The organism is Aliiglaciecola lipolytica, from assembly GCF_018860635.1.
Taxonomy (GTDB): domain Bacteria; phylum Pseudomonadota; class Gammaproteobacteria; order Enterobacterales; family Alteromonadaceae; genus Aliiglaciecola; species Aliiglaciecola lipolytica_A.
In genome coordinates this window covers 596,977-613,836 of record NZ_JAHKPT010000021.1, presented here as the reverse complement: position 1 = coordinate 613,836, position 16,860 = coordinate 596,977, and the positions used below count along the sequence as shown (strand labels likewise).

At 41.8% G+C, this 16,860-nt stretch carries 20 protein-coding genes; 14 read left to right on the top strand and 6 right to left on the bottom strand.

The genetic code is table 11. The features are described 5' to 3' along the window. Positions 1–22 precede the first annotated feature (22 nt). The 5 genes from rluB to KO530_RS11155 are packed head-to-tail and all read right to left on the bottom strand — an operon-like array spanning position 23 to position 3,882. A complete protein-coding gene (rluB, locus tag KO530_RS11175; RefSeq protein WP_216048479.1) occupies positions 23–880 on the bottom strand; it encodes a 23S rRNA pseudouridine(2605) synthase RluB in 858 nt (285 codons plus the stop codon). After that, complete coding sequence (scpB, locus tag KO530_RS11170; protein ID WP_216048478.1) at positions 880–1,548, bottom strand: SMC-Scp complex subunit ScpB; 669 nt, start codon at positions 1,546–1,548, stop codon at positions 880–882. Before scpB ends, rluB begins: the two co-directional genes overlap by 1 nt. Next, positions 1,536–2,375 carry a segregation and condensation protein A gene (locus KO530_RS11165; protein ID WP_216048477.1) on the bottom strand — a complete coding sequence of 280 codons (840 nt, stop codon included), beginning with the start codon at positions 2,373–2,375 and terminating at the stop codon, positions 1,536–1,538. Before KO530_RS11165 ends, scpB begins: the two co-directional genes overlap by 13 nt. Before the next feature lie 13 nt (positions 2,376–2,388). Continuing rightward, positions 2,389–3,009 carry an L-threonylcarbamoyladenylate synthase gene (locus KO530_RS11160; RefSeq protein ID WP_216048476.1) on the bottom strand — a complete coding sequence of 207 codons (621 nt, stop codon included), beginning with the start codon at positions 3,007–3,009 and terminating at the stop codon, positions 2,389–2,391. A gap of 9 nt (positions 3,010–3,018) precedes the next feature. Beyond that, positions 3,019–3,882 carry a PHP domain-containing protein gene (locus tag KO530_RS11155; protein WP_216048475.1) on the bottom strand — a complete coding sequence of 288 codons (864 nt, stop codon included), beginning with the start codon at positions 3,880–3,882 and terminating at the stop codon, positions 3,019–3,021. Between the two features lie 405 nt (positions 3,883–4,287). On the opposite strand from KO530_RS11155, the gene KO530_RS11150 reads away from it, so the two are divergent. The 13 genes from KO530_RS11150 (at position 4,288) to KO530_RS11090 (ending at position 15,264) form a co-directional block, all read left to right on the top strand. Next, positions 4,288–5,886, top strand: coding sequence for an anthranilate synthase component 1 (locus KO530_RS11150; protein WP_216048474.1), 1,599 nt, complete (start codon positions 4,288–4,290; stop codon positions 5,884–5,886). Further along, positions 5,883–6,485, top strand: a complete 603-nt coding sequence (locus KO530_RS11145; RefSeq protein ID WP_216048473.1) for an aminodeoxychorismate/anthranilate synthase component II — start codon at positions 5,883–5,885, stop codon at positions 6,483–6,485. Before KO530_RS11150 ends, KO530_RS11145 begins: the two co-directional genes overlap by 4 nt. Before the next feature lie 2 nt (positions 6,486–6,487). Further along, on the top strand, positions 6,488–7,516 hold the full coding sequence (gene trpD / locus KO530_RS11140; RefSeq protein WP_216048472.1) for an anthranilate phosphoribosyltransferase: 1,029 nt from the start codon (positions 6,488–6,490) through the stop codon (positions 7,514–7,516). After that, on the top strand, positions 7,517–8,899 hold the full coding sequence (gene trpCF / locus KO530_RS11135; protein WP_216048471.1) for a bifunctional indole-3-glycerol-phosphate synthase TrpC/phosphoribosylanthranilate isomerase TrpF: 1,383 nt from the start codon (positions 7,517–7,519) through the stop codon (positions 8,897–8,899). It begins immediately after the preceding gene. A gap of 78 nt (positions 8,900–8,977) precedes the next feature. Beyond that, complete coding sequence (trpB, locus tag KO530_RS11130; protein ID WP_216048470.1) at positions 8,978–10,159, top strand: tryptophan synthase subunit beta; 1,182 nt, start codon at positions 8,978–8,980, stop codon at positions 10,157–10,159. Next, positions 10,156–10,962, top strand: coding sequence for a tryptophan synthase subunit alpha (gene trpA, locus KO530_RS11125; protein WP_216048469.1), 807 nt, complete (start codon positions 10,156–10,158; stop codon positions 10,960–10,962). Before trpB ends, trpA begins: the two co-directional genes overlap by 4 nt. A gap of 25 nt (positions 10,963–10,987) precedes the next feature. Beyond that, a complete protein-coding gene (locus KO530_RS11120; RefSeq protein ID WP_216048468.1) occupies positions 10,988–11,287 on the top strand; it encodes a YciI family protein in 300 nt (99 codons plus the stop codon). Positions 11,288–11,297: 10 nt separating this feature from the next. After that, a complete protein-coding gene (gene arfB / locus KO530_RS11115; protein ID WP_216048467.1) occupies positions 11,298–11,720 on the top strand; it encodes an alternative ribosome rescue aminoacyl-tRNA hydrolase ArfB in 423 nt (140 codons plus the stop codon). A 164-nt stretch (positions 11,721–11,884) separates the two neighbouring features. Beyond that, positions 11,885–12,343: a hypothetical protein gene (locus KO530_RS11110; protein ID WP_216048466.1), complete on the top strand. Its 459-nt coding sequence runs from the start codon at positions 11,885–11,887 to the stop codon at positions 12,341–12,343. Between the two features lie 93 nt (positions 12,344–12,436). Further along, on the top strand, positions 12,437–12,946 hold the full coding sequence (locus KO530_RS11105; protein ID WP_216048465.1) for a glycine zipper 2TM domain-containing protein: 510 nt from the start codon (positions 12,437–12,439) through the stop codon (positions 12,944–12,946). A gap of 49 nt (positions 12,947–12,995) precedes the next feature. Beyond that, complete coding sequence (locus KO530_RS11100) at positions 12,996–13,268, top strand: PepSY domain-containing protein (protein WP_303500821.1); 273 nt, start codon at positions 12,996–12,998, stop codon at positions 13,266–13,268. Continuing rightward, positions 13,268–13,942, top strand: coding sequence for a response regulator transcription factor (locus tag KO530_RS11095; RefSeq protein WP_216048464.1), 675 nt, complete (start codon positions 13,268–13,270; stop codon positions 13,940–13,942). Before KO530_RS11100 ends, KO530_RS11095 begins: the two co-directional genes overlap by 1 nt. Next, positions 13,939–15,264 carry an ATP-binding protein gene (locus KO530_RS11090; protein WP_216048463.1) on the top strand — a complete coding sequence of 442 codons (1,326 nt, stop codon included), beginning with the start codon at positions 13,939–13,941 and terminating at the stop codon, positions 15,262–15,264. Before KO530_RS11095 ends, KO530_RS11090 begins: the two co-directional genes overlap by 4 nt. Here the strand turns inward: KO530_RS11090 and KO530_RS11085 are convergent. Next, on the bottom strand, positions 15,245–16,318 hold the full coding sequence (locus tag KO530_RS11085; RefSeq protein ID WP_216048462.1) for an AI-2E family transporter: 1,074 nt from the start codon (positions 16,316–16,318) through the stop codon (positions 15,245–15,247). The genes KO530_RS11090 and KO530_RS11085 overlap by 20 nt on opposite strands. Before the next feature lie 111 nt (positions 16,319–16,429). On the opposite strand from KO530_RS11085, the gene folX reads away from it, so the two are divergent. Then, positions 16,430–16,795, top strand: coding sequence for a dihydroneopterin triphosphate 2'-epimerase (folX, locus tag KO530_RS11080; RefSeq protein WP_216048461.1), 366 nt, complete (start codon positions 16,430–16,432; stop codon positions 16,793–16,795). The last annotated feature ends 65 nt before the right edge of the window (positions 16,796–16,860 follow it).

Below are 16,860 nucleotides of genomic sequence, written 5' to 3'. Positions count from 1 at the left end.
TTTTTTCGCATTTTTTAAATTGTTATTTTCTTCTTTTTAAATTCTTATTCAATTTATGCTTTTTGACTGAACGTCGCATGCGACTAATCCTAACGTGATCAAGCTTGTTACGCTTTTCATTGATCAAACTTTCAGTTTCATTGGGTAATTGTACAGATTTACGCAACGGATTAAGCTCATCTAAGGTTAATTCTATCCAGCCACCTTGAGGTAAGCGCTTTTGCAACTCTAAACCACCGTAGTTAACCCGAATCAGGCGACTGACCTGCACGCCTTGCGACTCCCATAGACGACGAACTTCTCTATTACGTCCTTCAGATAAGGTAACATTGAACCAAGAGTTTAGGCTTTCATCATCCCCAGGACGACGAGATATGGTAGTAAATTTAGCCATACCATCATCCAACTCCACCCCTTTTTTCAATAGCGCTATCATCTTACTATCAACTTCACCAAACACGCGAACGGCGTACTCTCTTTGGATTTCATGCTTAGGATGCATTAATCGATTAGCCAGTTCACCATCGTTAGTAAATAATAGTAGTCCGCTGGTGTTAATATCCAAGCGACCTACCGCAATCCAGCGACCATTCTGAATTTTAGGTAAGCGGTCAAACACTGTGGGGCGACCTTCAGGATCTTTGCGACTACACAATTCTCCCTCGGGTTTGTTGTACATCAGCACGCGGCACACCGGCTTTTCTTGGGCTAAGGCTAACAACTGACCATCCACTCGTATTTGATCGGTATTTTCTACTCGGTCTCCCAAAGTAGCGACATTACCGTTTACCGATATACGTCCCTGCTCTATCCACTTTTCCATCTCACGACGGGATCCTTGACCAGCGTTTGCCAGTACTTTTTGCAGTTTTTCACTCATTAATGTATTTGCTCTTTATTTGGTCCTAGTTCAGCCAAATTTATCGCTGTTTCTTGGGACACTGTGTCTGATGTCATGTGTTCAGCCACTGTTTTTAGTCGCTGTTCGTCTTGTTCTTTTTGCTCCAACTCAGGAAGCACTTCAATTGTTTGCATGGGCGGTAGATCAGCTAAACTTTTAATCCCAAAGTAATCCAAAAACCCTTTAGTTGTTGCATATAACGAAGGTCGCCCTGGCACTTCTTTGTGACCAACCACTTTCACCCATTCTCTTTCCGTTAGGGTTTTCATAATGTGACTACTGACTGAAACCCCTCGCACGTCTTCTATCTCTCCTCGGGTTATCGGTTGACGATAAGCTATCAAAGATAAAGTCTCTAATAGCGCCCGAGAATAGCGCGGCGCTTGTTCTTGCCACAATTTGCTTAACCAAGGGCTCAAGCTATCCACCGATTGAAACCGAAAGCCAGATGAGACCTCAATCAGTTGAATCCCTCGCGGGGCATAGTCTAATTTCAGCTCAGCTAACGCGGCATCAAGCTTTTTATTCGACACCCTGAGGCCTTCTAACACTGTGGTCTGTAATTTATCTTTGCTCAATGGCTCATCGGCAACAAAAATTGCCGCTTCAACAAGTTGTTTTAACTGTTCATCGGTTAATCTTGCCATACACCCTCTTCTCGATTACGCAGTTTCAGATGTATTTGACTGAAAGGTTGAGCTTGTACCAATTCTACCAAACTCTCTTTTACCAACTCCAATATTGCTAAGAAAGTCACTACTACCCCAGCTTTTCCTTCCGATACAAAAAATAAGGTCTCAAAACCAAGATAGTCTTTTTCATCTAATAATTCTAAAATCTTGCTCATTCGTTCTCGAGTCGACAAGACTTCCCTTTCAATTTGATGATGCTCAAAGGCTTTGGCTTTTTTCATCACCGATTGAAACGCTAATACGAGTTCTTGTAAGTTCACTTCAGGTTGTATTTTTATTGGTGCGACATGCTCGTTCGGTGTAGCACTGGCGCTGAACAGATCTCTTTCCATTCGAGGTAGCCCATCAATTTCTTGGGCTGCTAACTTTATCGCTTCATATTCTTGCAAACGACGAATCAATTCAGCGCGAGGATCATCTTCATCTTCTTCGGCGTCTGGTCGTTTAGGCAATAAGAGTCGCGATTTGACTTCGGCTAAAATCGCTGCCATCAGCAAATATTCAGCGGCTAACTCCAACTTTATTTCTTTCATTACCTCAACATATTCCATGTATTGTTGGGTAATTTGTAGCACTGGCAAATTCACTATATCGAATTTTTGTTTGCGAATTAGATATAAAAGTAAATCCAATGGTCCTTCAAACGCTTCTAAAATAACTTCTAAAGCATCCGGCGGAATATACAAATCTTCCGGTTTATCAATCATTGCCTCGCCATTGACGAATGCAAGGGGCAATGGCTGTTGAATAGGTGCTTTATTCGGCGCTGACTCTTGGGTCATTGGCTAATTCGCCTCAACCAAATACGCTAGTGTCGCCACTGCCTTCGCGGATGATATCAATCCCCCCCTCAGACATGTCGATCACACTGGTGGGTTGCTCACCTAAGTACCCACCATTAATAATCAAATCGACCTGACGTTCTAATTTGTCTCTAATATCTTCAGGATCAAATTCGGCCTGAGTTTCACCGGGTAAAATCAAGGTCGTGGACATTAAGGGTTCGTTTAATTCTTCTAACAATTGCAGCGCTATGATGTTATCGGGCACTCGAATACCTATTGTTTTACGTTTTGGGTTCTGCAACCGCTTTGGTACCTCTTTAGTGGCTTTTAGAATAAAAGTATATGGCCCTGGCGTATTATTCTTTATCAAACGAAAGGCGGTATTATCAACCCTAGCGTAGTTCGACAATTCAGACATATCACGGCACATCAAAGTAAAGTTATGATCTTTGCCAATCTGTCGTATCCTGCAAATTTGTTCAAGGGCAGACTTGTCTTCCATTTGGCACCCAATTGCGTAGCCAGAATCTGTGGGATAAACAATCACGCCACCAGCTCGAATAATTTCACAGGCTTGGCGCAATAACCGTTGCTGAGGATTATCAGGATGAACATAAAAATACTGACTCATAAGTTTTCGCTAATTTCCTATTCTATTGTTTAGTTCTGAGAGGTTTTTCCAATCATGCCACACAGGCGTTAAACGCTCTGATATGGCTAAACTTTTCCCTAGCTCCGTCCAGCGACTCGGATAATGAAAATCCGACCCTGTAGAGGCCAGCAGCTGATGTTCGATGGCTAATTCCACCAGCAATTCCCTTTTGCTTGCAGCTAAATGCATGTGATTAGCCTCGATCCCATCGCCGCCTGATAGGGCAAACTCAGCCACCAATCGACGCAACCACTTTGCGGTCATGTCGTAATGTCCTGGGTGGGCTAAAACTGCTTGTCCGCCGGCATCCTGAATCCAAGTCACCGCTTCTTCGATGCTTATCCACTCAGGTTTTACGTGGGCCTTTTTACCTTTCCCTAAATACTTTTTAAAAGCATCTTCTAGGCTGCTGACAGCATTAAGTTTTACCAATGCTCTAGCAAAATGAGCACGGGTTATTTGTCCAACGCCAGCAAAGCTTTTTGCGGTTTCATACACATCAGGTACACCCGCTTTTTCTAATTTATTGGCTATTTTTAGCGCCCGTTCTTGTCTACTTTGACTCTGCTGTGCAAGTCGAGATAAAAATACTGGGTCGTTGTGATCCACGTTAAGACCAACAATATGAATATCAAATCCATGCCAGCTTGTTGACAATTCAACACCAGCAATCACGGCTAATTTACGTTTACACTGTTGTTGATGATCTTTAAGTTCTTGAACCCCATCAACAGTGTCATGATCAGTTAATGCCAGTACATCTACTTGCATATTGTGAGCACGATCTAACAGCTCCTGGGGAGTCAATCGACCGTCTGAATAACTACTATGGCAATGCAAATCTATTTTCATGGCTTCTATCATATAACGCTTTAATTAGGCAATTTTAAACTTTTTATCGTCCAATGTATTGACACAACGAGCGAATTGTTTTCTTCTATAAGGGTGATAGCGTTATTATATGTTAAACGCCACAAAATATTCAGGTTAAATGCCTTGGGAGTTGGATAAATTCTCAAAAAAAGTCAATAGACAGCCTTATTTTAAGGTTTAATTACAGTTTACAAAGTGAATTTAAACACATGACAAATACAATTCATTCCACAAATAGCAAAATCTGGTGGTGGCACATCCCTAACTAGCGGGCTGTGAGTGTTTGTGTGTGTAGCAAATAATTATTAAGAGGCCCGTTTATCGGGCCTTTTTCGTATCTGCCCGCAACGCGCTAAAATTAAAATCAAACTTGAGAAGTAAAACATGAGTTTAACTCAATTAAGTGAAAAACCCGGAATAGCCGAAACCATTGTTAAACATGGTCCCTATGTTGCTGACCCTCTCAGCGCCTATCAACAGTTGTGCAAAAGCAAAACCAATACGTTATTGCTTGAGTCGGCGGAGATTGACAGTAAGGATAACTTAAAGAGTTTAATCTTGTTGGATGCCGCATTAAAATTAACTTGCCATGGTCACACCGTGCTCATTCAAGGGTTAAATGAAAATGGTGCCTCTGTGTTACCGTTATTTGAACAGCACATACCTGCAGGCGTTGAAGTTGAAGTAGACTCGAATAACACCGCCCTGAAATTAACGTTTTCGATACCCGATTCGAATCTTGACGAAGACACTCGATTAAAAGCACCGGCCGTATTTGATGCATTGCGATTAATTGTCAAAAATATTCATTGCTTGCGTGAACATCCTCAAAACTTATTTTTAGGCGGCGCATTCGCTTACGACCTTTTAGCCAGTTTTGAATCCCTACCCGAGGTGCCCGACAGCGAAAATACCTGCCCTGATTTTGTTTTTTACCTAGCCCAATCATTGCTCGTGATAGACCATCAATTACAAACCACTGAAGTCATTAGCACAGTATTTAGTGGCAAAAATGTAAGCAGTAGTTACTTTTCAGTCAGTCAACAACTAGAAGAAATCATCAGCCAATTAAAACAACTCAAACAACAACCCATGCAATCAACGCCAGTCGGTATTGAGATGAAGTTAGAGGTGGATAAGTCAGATGACGAATACAAACAGGATGTGTTAAATCTTAAAGAACATATTTTGGCTGGCGATATTTTCCAAGTTGTTCCTTCGCGCACGTTTAAATTACCTTGTCCTTCTCCCTATGCAGCTTATGCCAATCTAAAGAAACAAAACCCAAGTCCATACATGTTCTTTCTACAAGATGACGATTTTTGTATGTTTGGCGCTTCCCCCGAGTCGGCACTCAAATACGATAAACAGAGTAATCAAATTGAGATATATCCGATTGCAGGTACTCGCCCCAGAGGAAAACATGCTGATGGCAGTATCAATGTAGATTTGGATAGTCGAATTGAGCTTAATCTACGTGAAGACCAAAAAGAAAAAGCAGAACACCTAATGCTTGTTGATTTAGCCCGAAATGACGTAGCAAAAGTTTCCCAACCCGGTACCCGCTTCGTAAAAGATCTTTTAAAAGTAGATAGATATTCCCATGTAATGCATTTAGTCAGTCGTGTAGTCGGTCAATTACGAGATGACTTAGATGCACTGCATGCTTACGCCGCCTGCATGAATATGGGGACGCTAGTAGGTGCCCCTAAAGTCAGTGCAGCATCGCTTATCCGTGAAGTAGAGAAAAAACGCAGAGGAAGTTATGGCGGTGCAGTGGGTTATATCAATGGCAATGGCGACATGGATACTTGTATCGTAATTCGCTCCGCATTTGTCAAACACAATATTGCTTATATCCAGGCTGGCGCAGGCGTGGTGTACGACTCAGATCCACAATCTGAAGCAGACGAAACCAGAGGCAAAGCACAAGCGGTTATCACCGCGATTGTCAGTGCCCATGCAAAGGAGAATAATTTATGAGCCGTCCAATTAGTGTGTTTCTGCTGGATAATTATGATTCTTTTACCTACAACCTAGTAGATGAGTTACGTGGTATGGGAATGGAGCTGATTATTTATCGAAATTCAGTTTCTGCTCAAATGATCTATTCTCAAATGCAACAAAAAGCAGAAAATTCAGAAGTATTATTATTGTTATCACCCGGACCAGGAGAGCCATCACAAGCCGGTTGTTTACTCGAACTCATCGAGCTTGTTAAAGGTCAATTTCCAGTACTAGGAATTTGTTTAGGCCATCAAGCGATTGTTAAATCATACGGTGGAAAAGTGATTAGAGCTGAACAAGTTATGCACGGCAAAGCGTCATACATCCAGCATGACAACAGCGCACTCTTCTGTGGCCTAGCAAATCCACTGCCCGTGGCGCGATATCATTCATTGGTAGTCAGTGATATTCCAAAAGAACTAAATGTAATAGCTAACTTTGAAGGTATTCCCATGTGTGTGTATCATCCTGCCGACAGAATGTTGGGCTTCCAATTTCATCCTGAGTCGATTTTGACCTCTCATGGAAGTCAACTACTTGAACAAAGTATTCGTTATTTAACGCAAAAGGCATAAATATGACTATCAATACTCTTTCCCATTTGGAATCGTTATACCTAGGTCAGGATTTATCACAGCAAGATTGCGAAGCCTTATTTTCAATGGTAGTGAAAGGCGAGTTAAATGACATCGTGATTTCATCGATGTTAACCGCCCTTAAAATAAAGGGTGAAAAGCCAGCAGAAATTGCTGGTGCAGCGGCAGCGTTAATCAATAATGCAGCGCCCTTCCCTCGTCCCGATTATCCCTTTGCAGATATTGTAGGAACCGGAGGCGATGGTCACAACACCATCAACATTTCCTCAGCCGCCGCAATTGTGGCCGCTAGCTGTGGTGTAAAAGTGGCAAAACATGGCAATCGCAGTGTTTCCAGTAAATCCGGTTCCGCGGATCTATTTCGAGAATTCGGCATGGATCTTAGTATGAGTGCGCAGACCGCGAGAAACTGCTTAGATGATGCAAATTTATGTTTCTTGTTTGCACCAAATTATCATGCAGGAATTAAGTTTGCGATGCCTGTCAGAACCACCTTAAAAACCCGCACCCTGTTTAACTTACTCGGCCCGTTGGCCAACCCAGGCAAGCCGACACACATGATGATCGGGGTATACGCTCCTGAATGGGTCATGCCATTTGCCAAAACCTTAAAATTGTTGGGCTATGAGCATGCGCTGGTAGTACATGGCAGTGGCTTAGATGAATTAGCCTTGCACGGTCCATCTCAAGTGGCTGAATTAAAAAATGGCGAGATTAACGAATACACATTAACGCCTGCTGATTTTGGTCTACAAGAGCACTCACTTGAAAGTATAAAAGGTGGAGAGCCTGAAGAGAATAAAGCACTAATAGAGGCGGTATTAACCGGTAAAGGACAGCTAGCCCACCAATCCGCGGTCGCGATGAACGCCGGCGCTTTGTTGAAGTTGACAGGTATCGCATCCACGTATGAACAAGGTGCGCAAATAGCGGTTGAGGCCATGCAATCTAAACAAGCATTAGACACCATTTTATCTGCCGCCAACACTAGTCAACAAGGAGCACAATAAGTGGCAAATGTATTAGAAAAAATAGTCGCCAATAAACGTGAAGAATTGGTGCAACGTAAATTAGATTTGCCGCTTTCATCATTTAAAGATAATTTGACTCCTTCAGATCGCAGTTTTTATCAAGCGTTATCTAAACCAAATGCAGGCTATGTGCTCGAATGTAAAAAGGCTTCACCATCGAAAGGTTTGATTCGCGATGATTTTAATCTCGATGAGATTATTGCAGCCTATGGTCCATATGCTGCGTGCATTTCAGTATTAACCGATGAAAAGTACTTTCAAGGTAAATTTGAATACCTAGAATATGTGCGCCAACGCGTTAGCCAGCCGGTTTTAAATAAAGATTTTTTTGTAGACCCTTATCAAATATATTTGGCCCGTCATCACAATGCCGATGCTGTACTGCTTATGCTTTCGGTACTCAACGATGAAGAATATGCTCAACTTGCTGAGCTAGCTAAGCAATATCAACTTGATGTATTGACGGAAGTCAGTAACGAAGAAGAGGCTCATAGAGCCTTGGCTTTGGGGGCTAAAATTATTGGTATCAATAACCGTAATTTACGTGATTTAAGTACTGACTTAGCCACTACCGAAAAACTAGTTCCTCTAATAAAACAAAGTAAGCACGAATGTGTAGTGATATCTGAATCCGGTATTTATACCAATAAAGATGTGCGCCGACTGGCCCCATTAGTAGACGGATTTTTGGTCGGCAGTTCAGTGATGCAAGAACTCGACGTTATCAGTGCAGTTAAAAAACTACTTTTCGGTGAGGTTAAAATTTGCGGCATCACTAGAGTCGAAGATGCCCAAGTTATTGCCAGCTGTGGCGCAATCTATGGCGGCTTAATTTTCGCTGAAAAGTCGCCGCGCGCAATTACTCTGCAAAGCGCAAAACAAATTGTCGATTCGGTACCATTTCATTATGTGGGCGTTTTTGTTAACAACACTATCGACACCATTGTCGAATATGCCAATCAATTAAATTTAACTGCGGTACAATTGCACGGACAAGAAGATCAAACTTTTATTGATGCATTGCGTACTCAATTACAGCCCAATTGTGAAATTTGGAAAGCATTTGGGGTCACAAATAGCCTACCGGTTATGGATTTAGAGAACGTCGATAGGATTTTGTTAGATTGCAAAGTCGGCGAGCAATCCGGCGGCACAGGACAACAATTTGATTGGCAGTTGTTATCCCAATTGCCAGATAACAATAATGTCATATTAGCTGGCGGGCTGACTCCTCTAAACATTCAAGATGCCAGAGCAACTAACGTACTAGGGCTAGATGCAAATTCGGGGGTGGAATCCGCCCCAGGCATTAAAGATCAACAAAAAATTGCACAATTATTTGATCTGTTACGACGCTACTGAAGTTTAATCATGCAACGATTGCTAATAGCTTACAGACAAATAATAACGTTAAAATAAATATAGACATAAGAGAGCAACATGAATCACTTAGACAGTAAATTTGGCGAATACGGTGGTATGTATGTACCAGAGTTACTTATTCCCGCTTTAGATCAACTTGAACAAGCCTTTATAGATGCGCAAAATGATCCCAGCTTTGTGGAAGAATTTAACGGCTTATTAAAAGACTACGCGGGCCGCCCAACAGCGATGACTCTTACTAAAAATCTAGTGAGTAACCCGAAAGTAAAACTGTATTTAAAACGCGAAGACTTATTACACGGTGGAGCCCATAAAACCAATCAAGTTTTGGGACAGGCAATATTAACCAAACGTATGGGCAAAACCGAAGTAATCGCTGAGACGGGTGCTGGCCAACACGGTGTGGCAACAGCTTTAGCCTGCGCGCTTATGGGCTTAAAAGCACGTATTTATATGGGTGCCAAAGACGTAGAGCGTCAAGCACCAAATGTGTTTCGTATGCGCCTAATGGGTGCCGAAGTCATCCCCGTCAATGCCGGTTCAGGTACTCTTAAAGATGCGGTAAATGAAGCGATGCGTGATTGGTCAGCCACCTATGACAAGGCCCACTATCTACTTGGTACGGCTGCCGGACCTCATCCTTTCCCGACTATCGTACGTGAATTTCATCGAATGATTGGTGAAGAAACCCGTGCGCAGATCATGGAAAAAGAAGGACGCTTACCCGATGCCGTTGTGGCTTGCGTAGGTGGTGGTTCAAATGCCATAGGTATGTTTGCTGATTTCATTGATGAACCTAGTGTGAGTTTAATTGGTGTAGAGCCTGCGGGTAAAGGCATTCACACACCGGATCACGGTGCCGCTATCTGCACAGGTAGTAAAGGTGTGTTACATGGTGCATACAGTTACATTATGCAAGATAACGACGGCCAGATTGAAGAATCCTATTCAGTTTCTGCTGGTTTAGATTACCCTGCAGTGGGTCCTCAGCATGCTTATTTACACGACATAGGTCGAGCACAGTATGCGGCAGTTACCGATGACGAAGCATTAAACGCGTTCCAATTACTTGCTCGCAAAGAAGGGATTATTCCGGCGCTTGAGTCTTCACACGCCCTTGCCCATGCCCTCAATATGGCAGATGAAGCAGAAGAGGAAACTATCATAGTGGTGAATCTATCTGGTCGAGGTGATAAAGACTTAGCCCACGTTTACAATATTTTGGGAGAACAAAAATGAGCCGTTACGACAACATGTTTGAACGCCTGAATAAAGCTAACCAAGGCGCATTTGTCCCCTTCGTAATGCTTGGGGATCCAGATAAAGAAACCTCATTTAATATCATTAAAACACTAGTAGAAAGCGGTGCCGATGCGTTGGAATTAGGTATTCCCTATTCAGATCCCATCGCAGATGGCCCTACGATTCAAAAAGCCAGTATTCGCGCCTTGGAGAATAAAATAACGCCATCAGATTGTTTTGATGTGATTAAACAAATTCGCGATATTTTTCCAGAGGTGCCAATTGGACTGCTGCTGTATAGCAACCTTGTCATTAAAAAAGGCTTAACTGAATTTTATCAGGCGGCTAACACTGCGGGAGTAGATTCGATTCTAATTGCCGATGTTCCCCTGCGCGAAGCACAGCGATTTATAGACGTAGCGGAAAGCAATAATATCAATCAAATTCTCATCGCGCCGCCAAATGCGAGTGACGAAACCTTAGCCGAAATTGGTCGTAAGTCGTCTGGCTATACTTATTTACTTGGTAGAGCTGGTGTAACGGGTGCAGAGACAGCCGCGACTATTCCCGCCGACGAATTAATTGCTAAACTAACTCAATACCAAGTCGCTCCTCCCTTGTTAGGTTTTGGAATATCAAAACCAGCACAAGTAACTGAAGCGATAACGGCAGGCGCAGCAGGCGCCATTTCCGGTTCAGCTACGGTGAACATTATCGAACAAAACCTCGATAATCCGAGTAAAATGCTAGAACAACTTGCAAGCTTTGTCTGTGAGATGAAAGCGGCTACCCATAAATAACTAATTTGATAAGAAGGATAATTCAATGTTGTATGTCATTTACGCAGAGGACGTAGCCAATAGTCTACCTTTAAGACTGAGTGTGCGCCCTGCTCACCTAGAAAGATTGGAGTCACTTAAACAACAAGGACGTTTGGTCATTGCCGGTCCTTGTCCGGCAATTGATAGCCCAACTCCTGGTGAAGCAGGATTTACCGGTTCGGTGATCATTGCTGAATTTGATAGTTTGTCTGATGCTCAACAATGGGCAGATAGCGATCCGTACATTGGAGCCGGAGTTTTCAAAAGTGTAGTCGTGAAACCATTTTCACAAACCTTACCTTAGGCAGATAATCATGGCACTAATAAGCATAACCGAACACCTCAGCATATCTGACGATCAGTTTGAAATGAATGCTATTCGTGCCCAAGGCGCTGGCGGACAAAATGTGAATAAAGTCTCCAGCGCAATCCACCTTCGTTTTGATGTTAACGCCTCTACTTTGCCTGAGTTTTACAAAACAAGTTTGCTCAATAGTAACGACAGCCGGATAACCAATGACGGCATTCTGGTGATAAAAGCTCAAAACTACCGCACGCAGGAACAAAACCGCGAAGATGCCGTTACTCGTTTAATCGAAATTATTAAAAAAGCCGGCGAAAAACCCAAACCTAGACGGGCGACTAAACCCACAAAGTCATCCCAAGTTCGCCGAGTAGAAAGTAAGAAAAAAGCTGGAAAAACCAAATCTCTGCGAAAAAAAGTCGACTTCGATTAACGATAAAAGCCTGCGTTCCAATTCTTAGCCAACCTCTTTCTTATCTACTTAACTGCGGCCATTATGAAAGCTGTTATGTGAAAAAGGATTAGACACTTGGCTACATCGCAGCACTCAAGCTTATGAATTACTAGCCGATACCCTGAGTAACGAAGGGGTGGTGAATGAAAAACACACATAAGTTTACGATTAAATTGATCAAAAGAGCTTTTTTGCTGGCTGTGATCATGTTGAGTATTTCTGCTTGTAATCAACTCTTCTCAATGAAAATTGTTCGATTTGCCGATAAAGACAGCTATCAAGCTGACCCAAAAACGTTGGAAAGTGTGGATAGAACGTTTTACACCGCTTTGCATTTAGGAGACTGGGACTATCAAGGTTCGAATGCGTCTTTTGGAGAAGTCAGAGCGTTCATCAAAATTCCCCAAAAACTAGATTTAGCCAAAGGCGTTCAAGAACAGTATATACAACGAATTATTTGCCCTAGCGCTGATAACTTAGACCTTTGGTACAAATTGAAAAACATAGATTTGGAAATACACATCTACACTAACAATAGAAACAGTACGATTTCAGCTACCTGCGTTAATCCATTGCACAACAGAAACCTACAATCCGTTTAAACCCCAATGCTTAACTAACCGATAAGGTTTAGTTCAGTTATAGTTCAGTTAGTCTCTCCTATTATGAACCTAAGATTTCAAAGGAGAGACAAAATGTTAAATCTAAAAAACATCTCAATTGCCACATTACTTTTCGGTTTTTCTGCTGGTCAAGCGTTAGCCGATACCCGTTATGATTATGCAAAAGTAGTTCGGGTCGATCCGGTATATCAATACTCGACGGTAAAACAACCCATACAGCAGTGTTACCCTGTTGAACGAACAGTTCGCTACAGCATCGATCATCGTCAGCGCACAAACTCAACAATTGCCGGCGCAGTAATTGGTGGTGTGATTGGAAATGTGATTGGCGACAACCGCAGGAGCACAGTAACAGGCGCCATTATCGGCGGCGCAATTGGTAATAGCGTGCAAGGGCCGCAATACAGCACTCGAGTGACCCAACATTGTGAGACCGTATATGAGCCTGCAAAAAAAGTAAGAAAAATCAAAGGTTATAACGTAAAATATCGTTATCAAGGTGCAGCCTATGAAACCTTTATGCATTCGCGCCCAGGTAATACAGTGAAAGTAAAAGTGAAGGTATCACCAGTAAGACATTAAACTATTTGTAATCATAAAAACGCCAACAAATCAGGAACCCATTTTGATTGTGCACATCAGAGGTAAATTGATTTTCTTGTTAATGACCCTTGCTCTTTGCTTCGGCGGGCAAGTGTCAGCCCAAGAAACATCAAAAGACAACATTGATAAAGCCCAAGCTGCAAATAGAGTGCTGCAAAAGGTTAACGGTCGAGTATTGCGTGTTAACCAAAGTAAAAATACCTATAAGGTCAAAGTTTTACAGAAAAATGGGCGTGTGGTCACTGTAGATGTCGATAAACGTTCAGGTAAGATAACCAAACAACGTAGTAGAGATAAATAATGCGTATTCTTGTGGTGGAAGATGACAGTAGACTGTTAACCCAATTAGATCAGTTATTACAACAACATGGTTATAGTGTCGATTTAGCCGATGATGGTGCCAAAGCCAGCTATTTGTTAGCTGAACACCCATACGATTTGGCCATAGTCGATATAGGTCTACCTGTAATTGACGGATTTGATGTTATAAAAAATGCGCGTAAAAACGATGTCACCTGCCCTATACTCATTTTGACAGCGCGGGATCGTTGGCAGGAAAAAGTAGAAGGTTTAGATGCTGGAGCAGATGATTATCTTACTAAACCTTTTCACAATGAAGAACTACTCGCCCGAGCAAAAGCGCTGATTCGTAGATCCTCAGGACAAGCCAATCCGCTTATTGAAAAAGGTCCTATAACACTCGACACCACAGCCGAAGAAGTCGCTGTAAACGGGCAATCCTTAGAGCTCACGGCTTATGAATACAAAGTGTTGGAGTACCTTTTGCTCAATCCACAAAAAATAGTTTCTAAAACGGAATTGACTGAACACATATATGATCAAGATTTTGATTTAGACAGTAACGTGATAGAAGTGTTTGTCGGGCGTTTACGTAAGAAACTAGATCCAGAAAATAATTATAAACCAATTGAAACCCTGCGCGGACGCGGCTACCGAATCAATCGAGAATTATGATCAGGTTATCGTTGCGCCTCAGAAGTTTTGCGGCCGCCTTGCTGGCACTGCTACTTTTCATTCCTTTAGGTGCAATGACCTTAGAACAAGCCTATACGGATAGTCTCAGTCAATCTATGCTCGAACAATTGCGGGTGCAAAGTCTCACCCTTATTTCTGAATTTGAAATGGTAGACGGTGAGCCTGAAATGCCTGAACAACTGTTTAATGACAAGCTCAACATTCCTGGCTCTGGATTGTATGCATTTATTAAAATAAACGATGATGTTGTGTGGCAGTCTTTATCCACTTTAAACTGGTCAGAGCAACCTCAGTTAGACGCTCCAATTATTGGTAAAGAAATATTTTTAGCTGAATTTAGTTTGGACGCTGATTATTTCCTCTATTCCTATACCGCTGAGTTTGAAGGTAATGTAGATTTTGAGCCTGTCAGCTTTTTTATTGTGCAAGATAAACTCACCTTTGAAAAAGAGCGGGATGCCTTTTCCAATACCCTTTGGTATTGGCTAGGCTTTTTAGCCTTGTTACTTTTGATCGTATTAATAGCCAGTTTAAATATGGCCTTGAGCCCAATAAACACATTGATTGGTCAAATCAAAAAGACCGAGGAAGGTGATATAGAACGCTTACAACAAACCTACCCGCCTGAATTGGAAAAACTAAAACGCAGTATCAATCACCTGCTCGATACCGAACAGCAGCAACGTAGTCGCTATAAAAATAGTCTTAGCGATCTAGCCCATAGCTTAAAAACCCCTTTAGCTGTGCTTGCCGGTAACCCGAATCTGCCCAGCTCAGCCAATGAACCTTTATCACAAATAAATAATATTATTCAACGCCAATTAAAACGTGCCGTTGCCGGTGCTGGCAGTGGCTGGGATCAGGCAGTTTCGGTATTGCCGATTGTTCAAAAACTACAATCAGCAATGGCTAAAGTGCATGCTGATAAAGATTTATCGATTAGCTTACAAATAGCAGAGAATTGCCAGTTCAAAGGTGACCAAACTGATTTAATGGAATTACTCGGAAATTTAATGGATAACGCCTGTAAAGCGGCAAAGTCTAAAGTCAAAGTATCTGCACAACAAACCAATAAATTGTTGCGCATTACCGTGGAAGATGACGGCAACGGCATTGAGCCGCAACATCGCCAAGAATTATTGCACCGAGGAAAACGCTTAGACAGTTATCAAGAAGGTCAAGGTATTGGTATGGCGGTGGTAACCGATTTAATCTCTGCTTACCACGGTAAAATGGAAATTACTGACTCCACACTAGGTGGAGCCAAAATTGAAATGACCTTTACTCGGATGCCTGATTGAGCTCAGCTTCATCTTCTTTTTCATCTGGAATATCTTCACTATCGAGCAAGACCGCTATCCACTGACTATCTTGATTGGACTCTAATGCTATTTTTACGATCATAGTCAAAGGCACCGATAACAGCATGCCCACAGTGCCTAATAACCATCCCCAGAAAATTAACGATAAAAACACTACTAAAGTGGATAAGCCTAAGCCTCTGCCTAAAAATTTCGGTTCAACTACATTACCCATAACAGTGTTGGTGACCACATATCCAATGGCGGTGAGTCCAGCCACACCAGGGCCCAATTGTACAAATGCCAGCAATACCGCTGGGACAGCCGCAATAATCGACCCAATGTTTGGAATGTAATTCAATAGAAACGCTAACACCGCCCATAACATAAAGTGATCTAGGCCTAAGAAATATAACCAAAGGCCAATCACCACGCCAGTGCCTATGCTGACGATGGTTTTTATTACTAAATAATTTTTAACCGACACTAAAAACTTATCTATTTGCTGAATCTTCATGGATGGATCATCCAGCGCAATATGCACTTTCTTAGGCACCGAATCAGCTTCAAAAAGCATAAACACGACAGTTAAAATAATTAATAAAAAGTTAGTCAGTACACTGCCAAAACTGGTGAGTATATTAGTGGCCATACTCATGGCGATGCCGGGATCTAAATAAGACACGAGCAAATCACTGTTTACTTCAATATTAAACAGAGTTTCAAGCTTGCTGGTTATCCATACTAGCTCATCACTTAATTGTTGTTTGTATTGGGGAATATTTTCACGAAATTCGGCCATGGAGTTACCCACTAAACCTGCTAACATAAATCCAAATATCACAATTAACAGTATAACTAGTATCACTGATAACCAACGAGGAACCTTGTATTTAGAAGCCCAATGGATAATTGGATGACACGCCATCGCTATAAAAATAGATAAAAGAAAAGGAACTACGATTGTACTGGCTGCTTTAATACCAGCTAATATAATAACAATACAGGCTAACACTAATATTGCTTTAATCGCAGTGGGCGACTTAGTATCCATATAAATTCACATTGGATTATTTGATGTTGGTCCACAAACTAGCAGATAATAGACCTATTGAAAACACAACGATTAAACAACATTTCGCGAATTTTAAGGAAGTGACAATAAATGAAGCTGAATCCAGCCACTATCAGAATTAAAAACCTCAGGTTACGCACTTACATTGGTATTAATGAAGATGAAATAGTGAACAAACAAGACGTTATCGTTAATGTGAAAATTCATTACAACGCCGAGCAAGCAACAGACTCAGATGATATGGAAGATGCATTAAATTATAAAATCATTACCAAACGAATTATCAAACTGGTAGAAGACAACCGTTTTTCACTGCTGGAAAAGCTAACATCAGACGTATTGGAAATTGCCGCAGAACATCCTTGGGTAATTTATGCTGAAGCCGAAGTAGATAAGCCCCATGCACTACGTTTCTCAGACTCAGTATCACTGTGTCTATCATGTACTAAAGGGTAATTCTGTTCACTCCAGATTGAAGCAAATAACATCAGAAAAAGGGCGAATCGCCCTTTTTAATGATT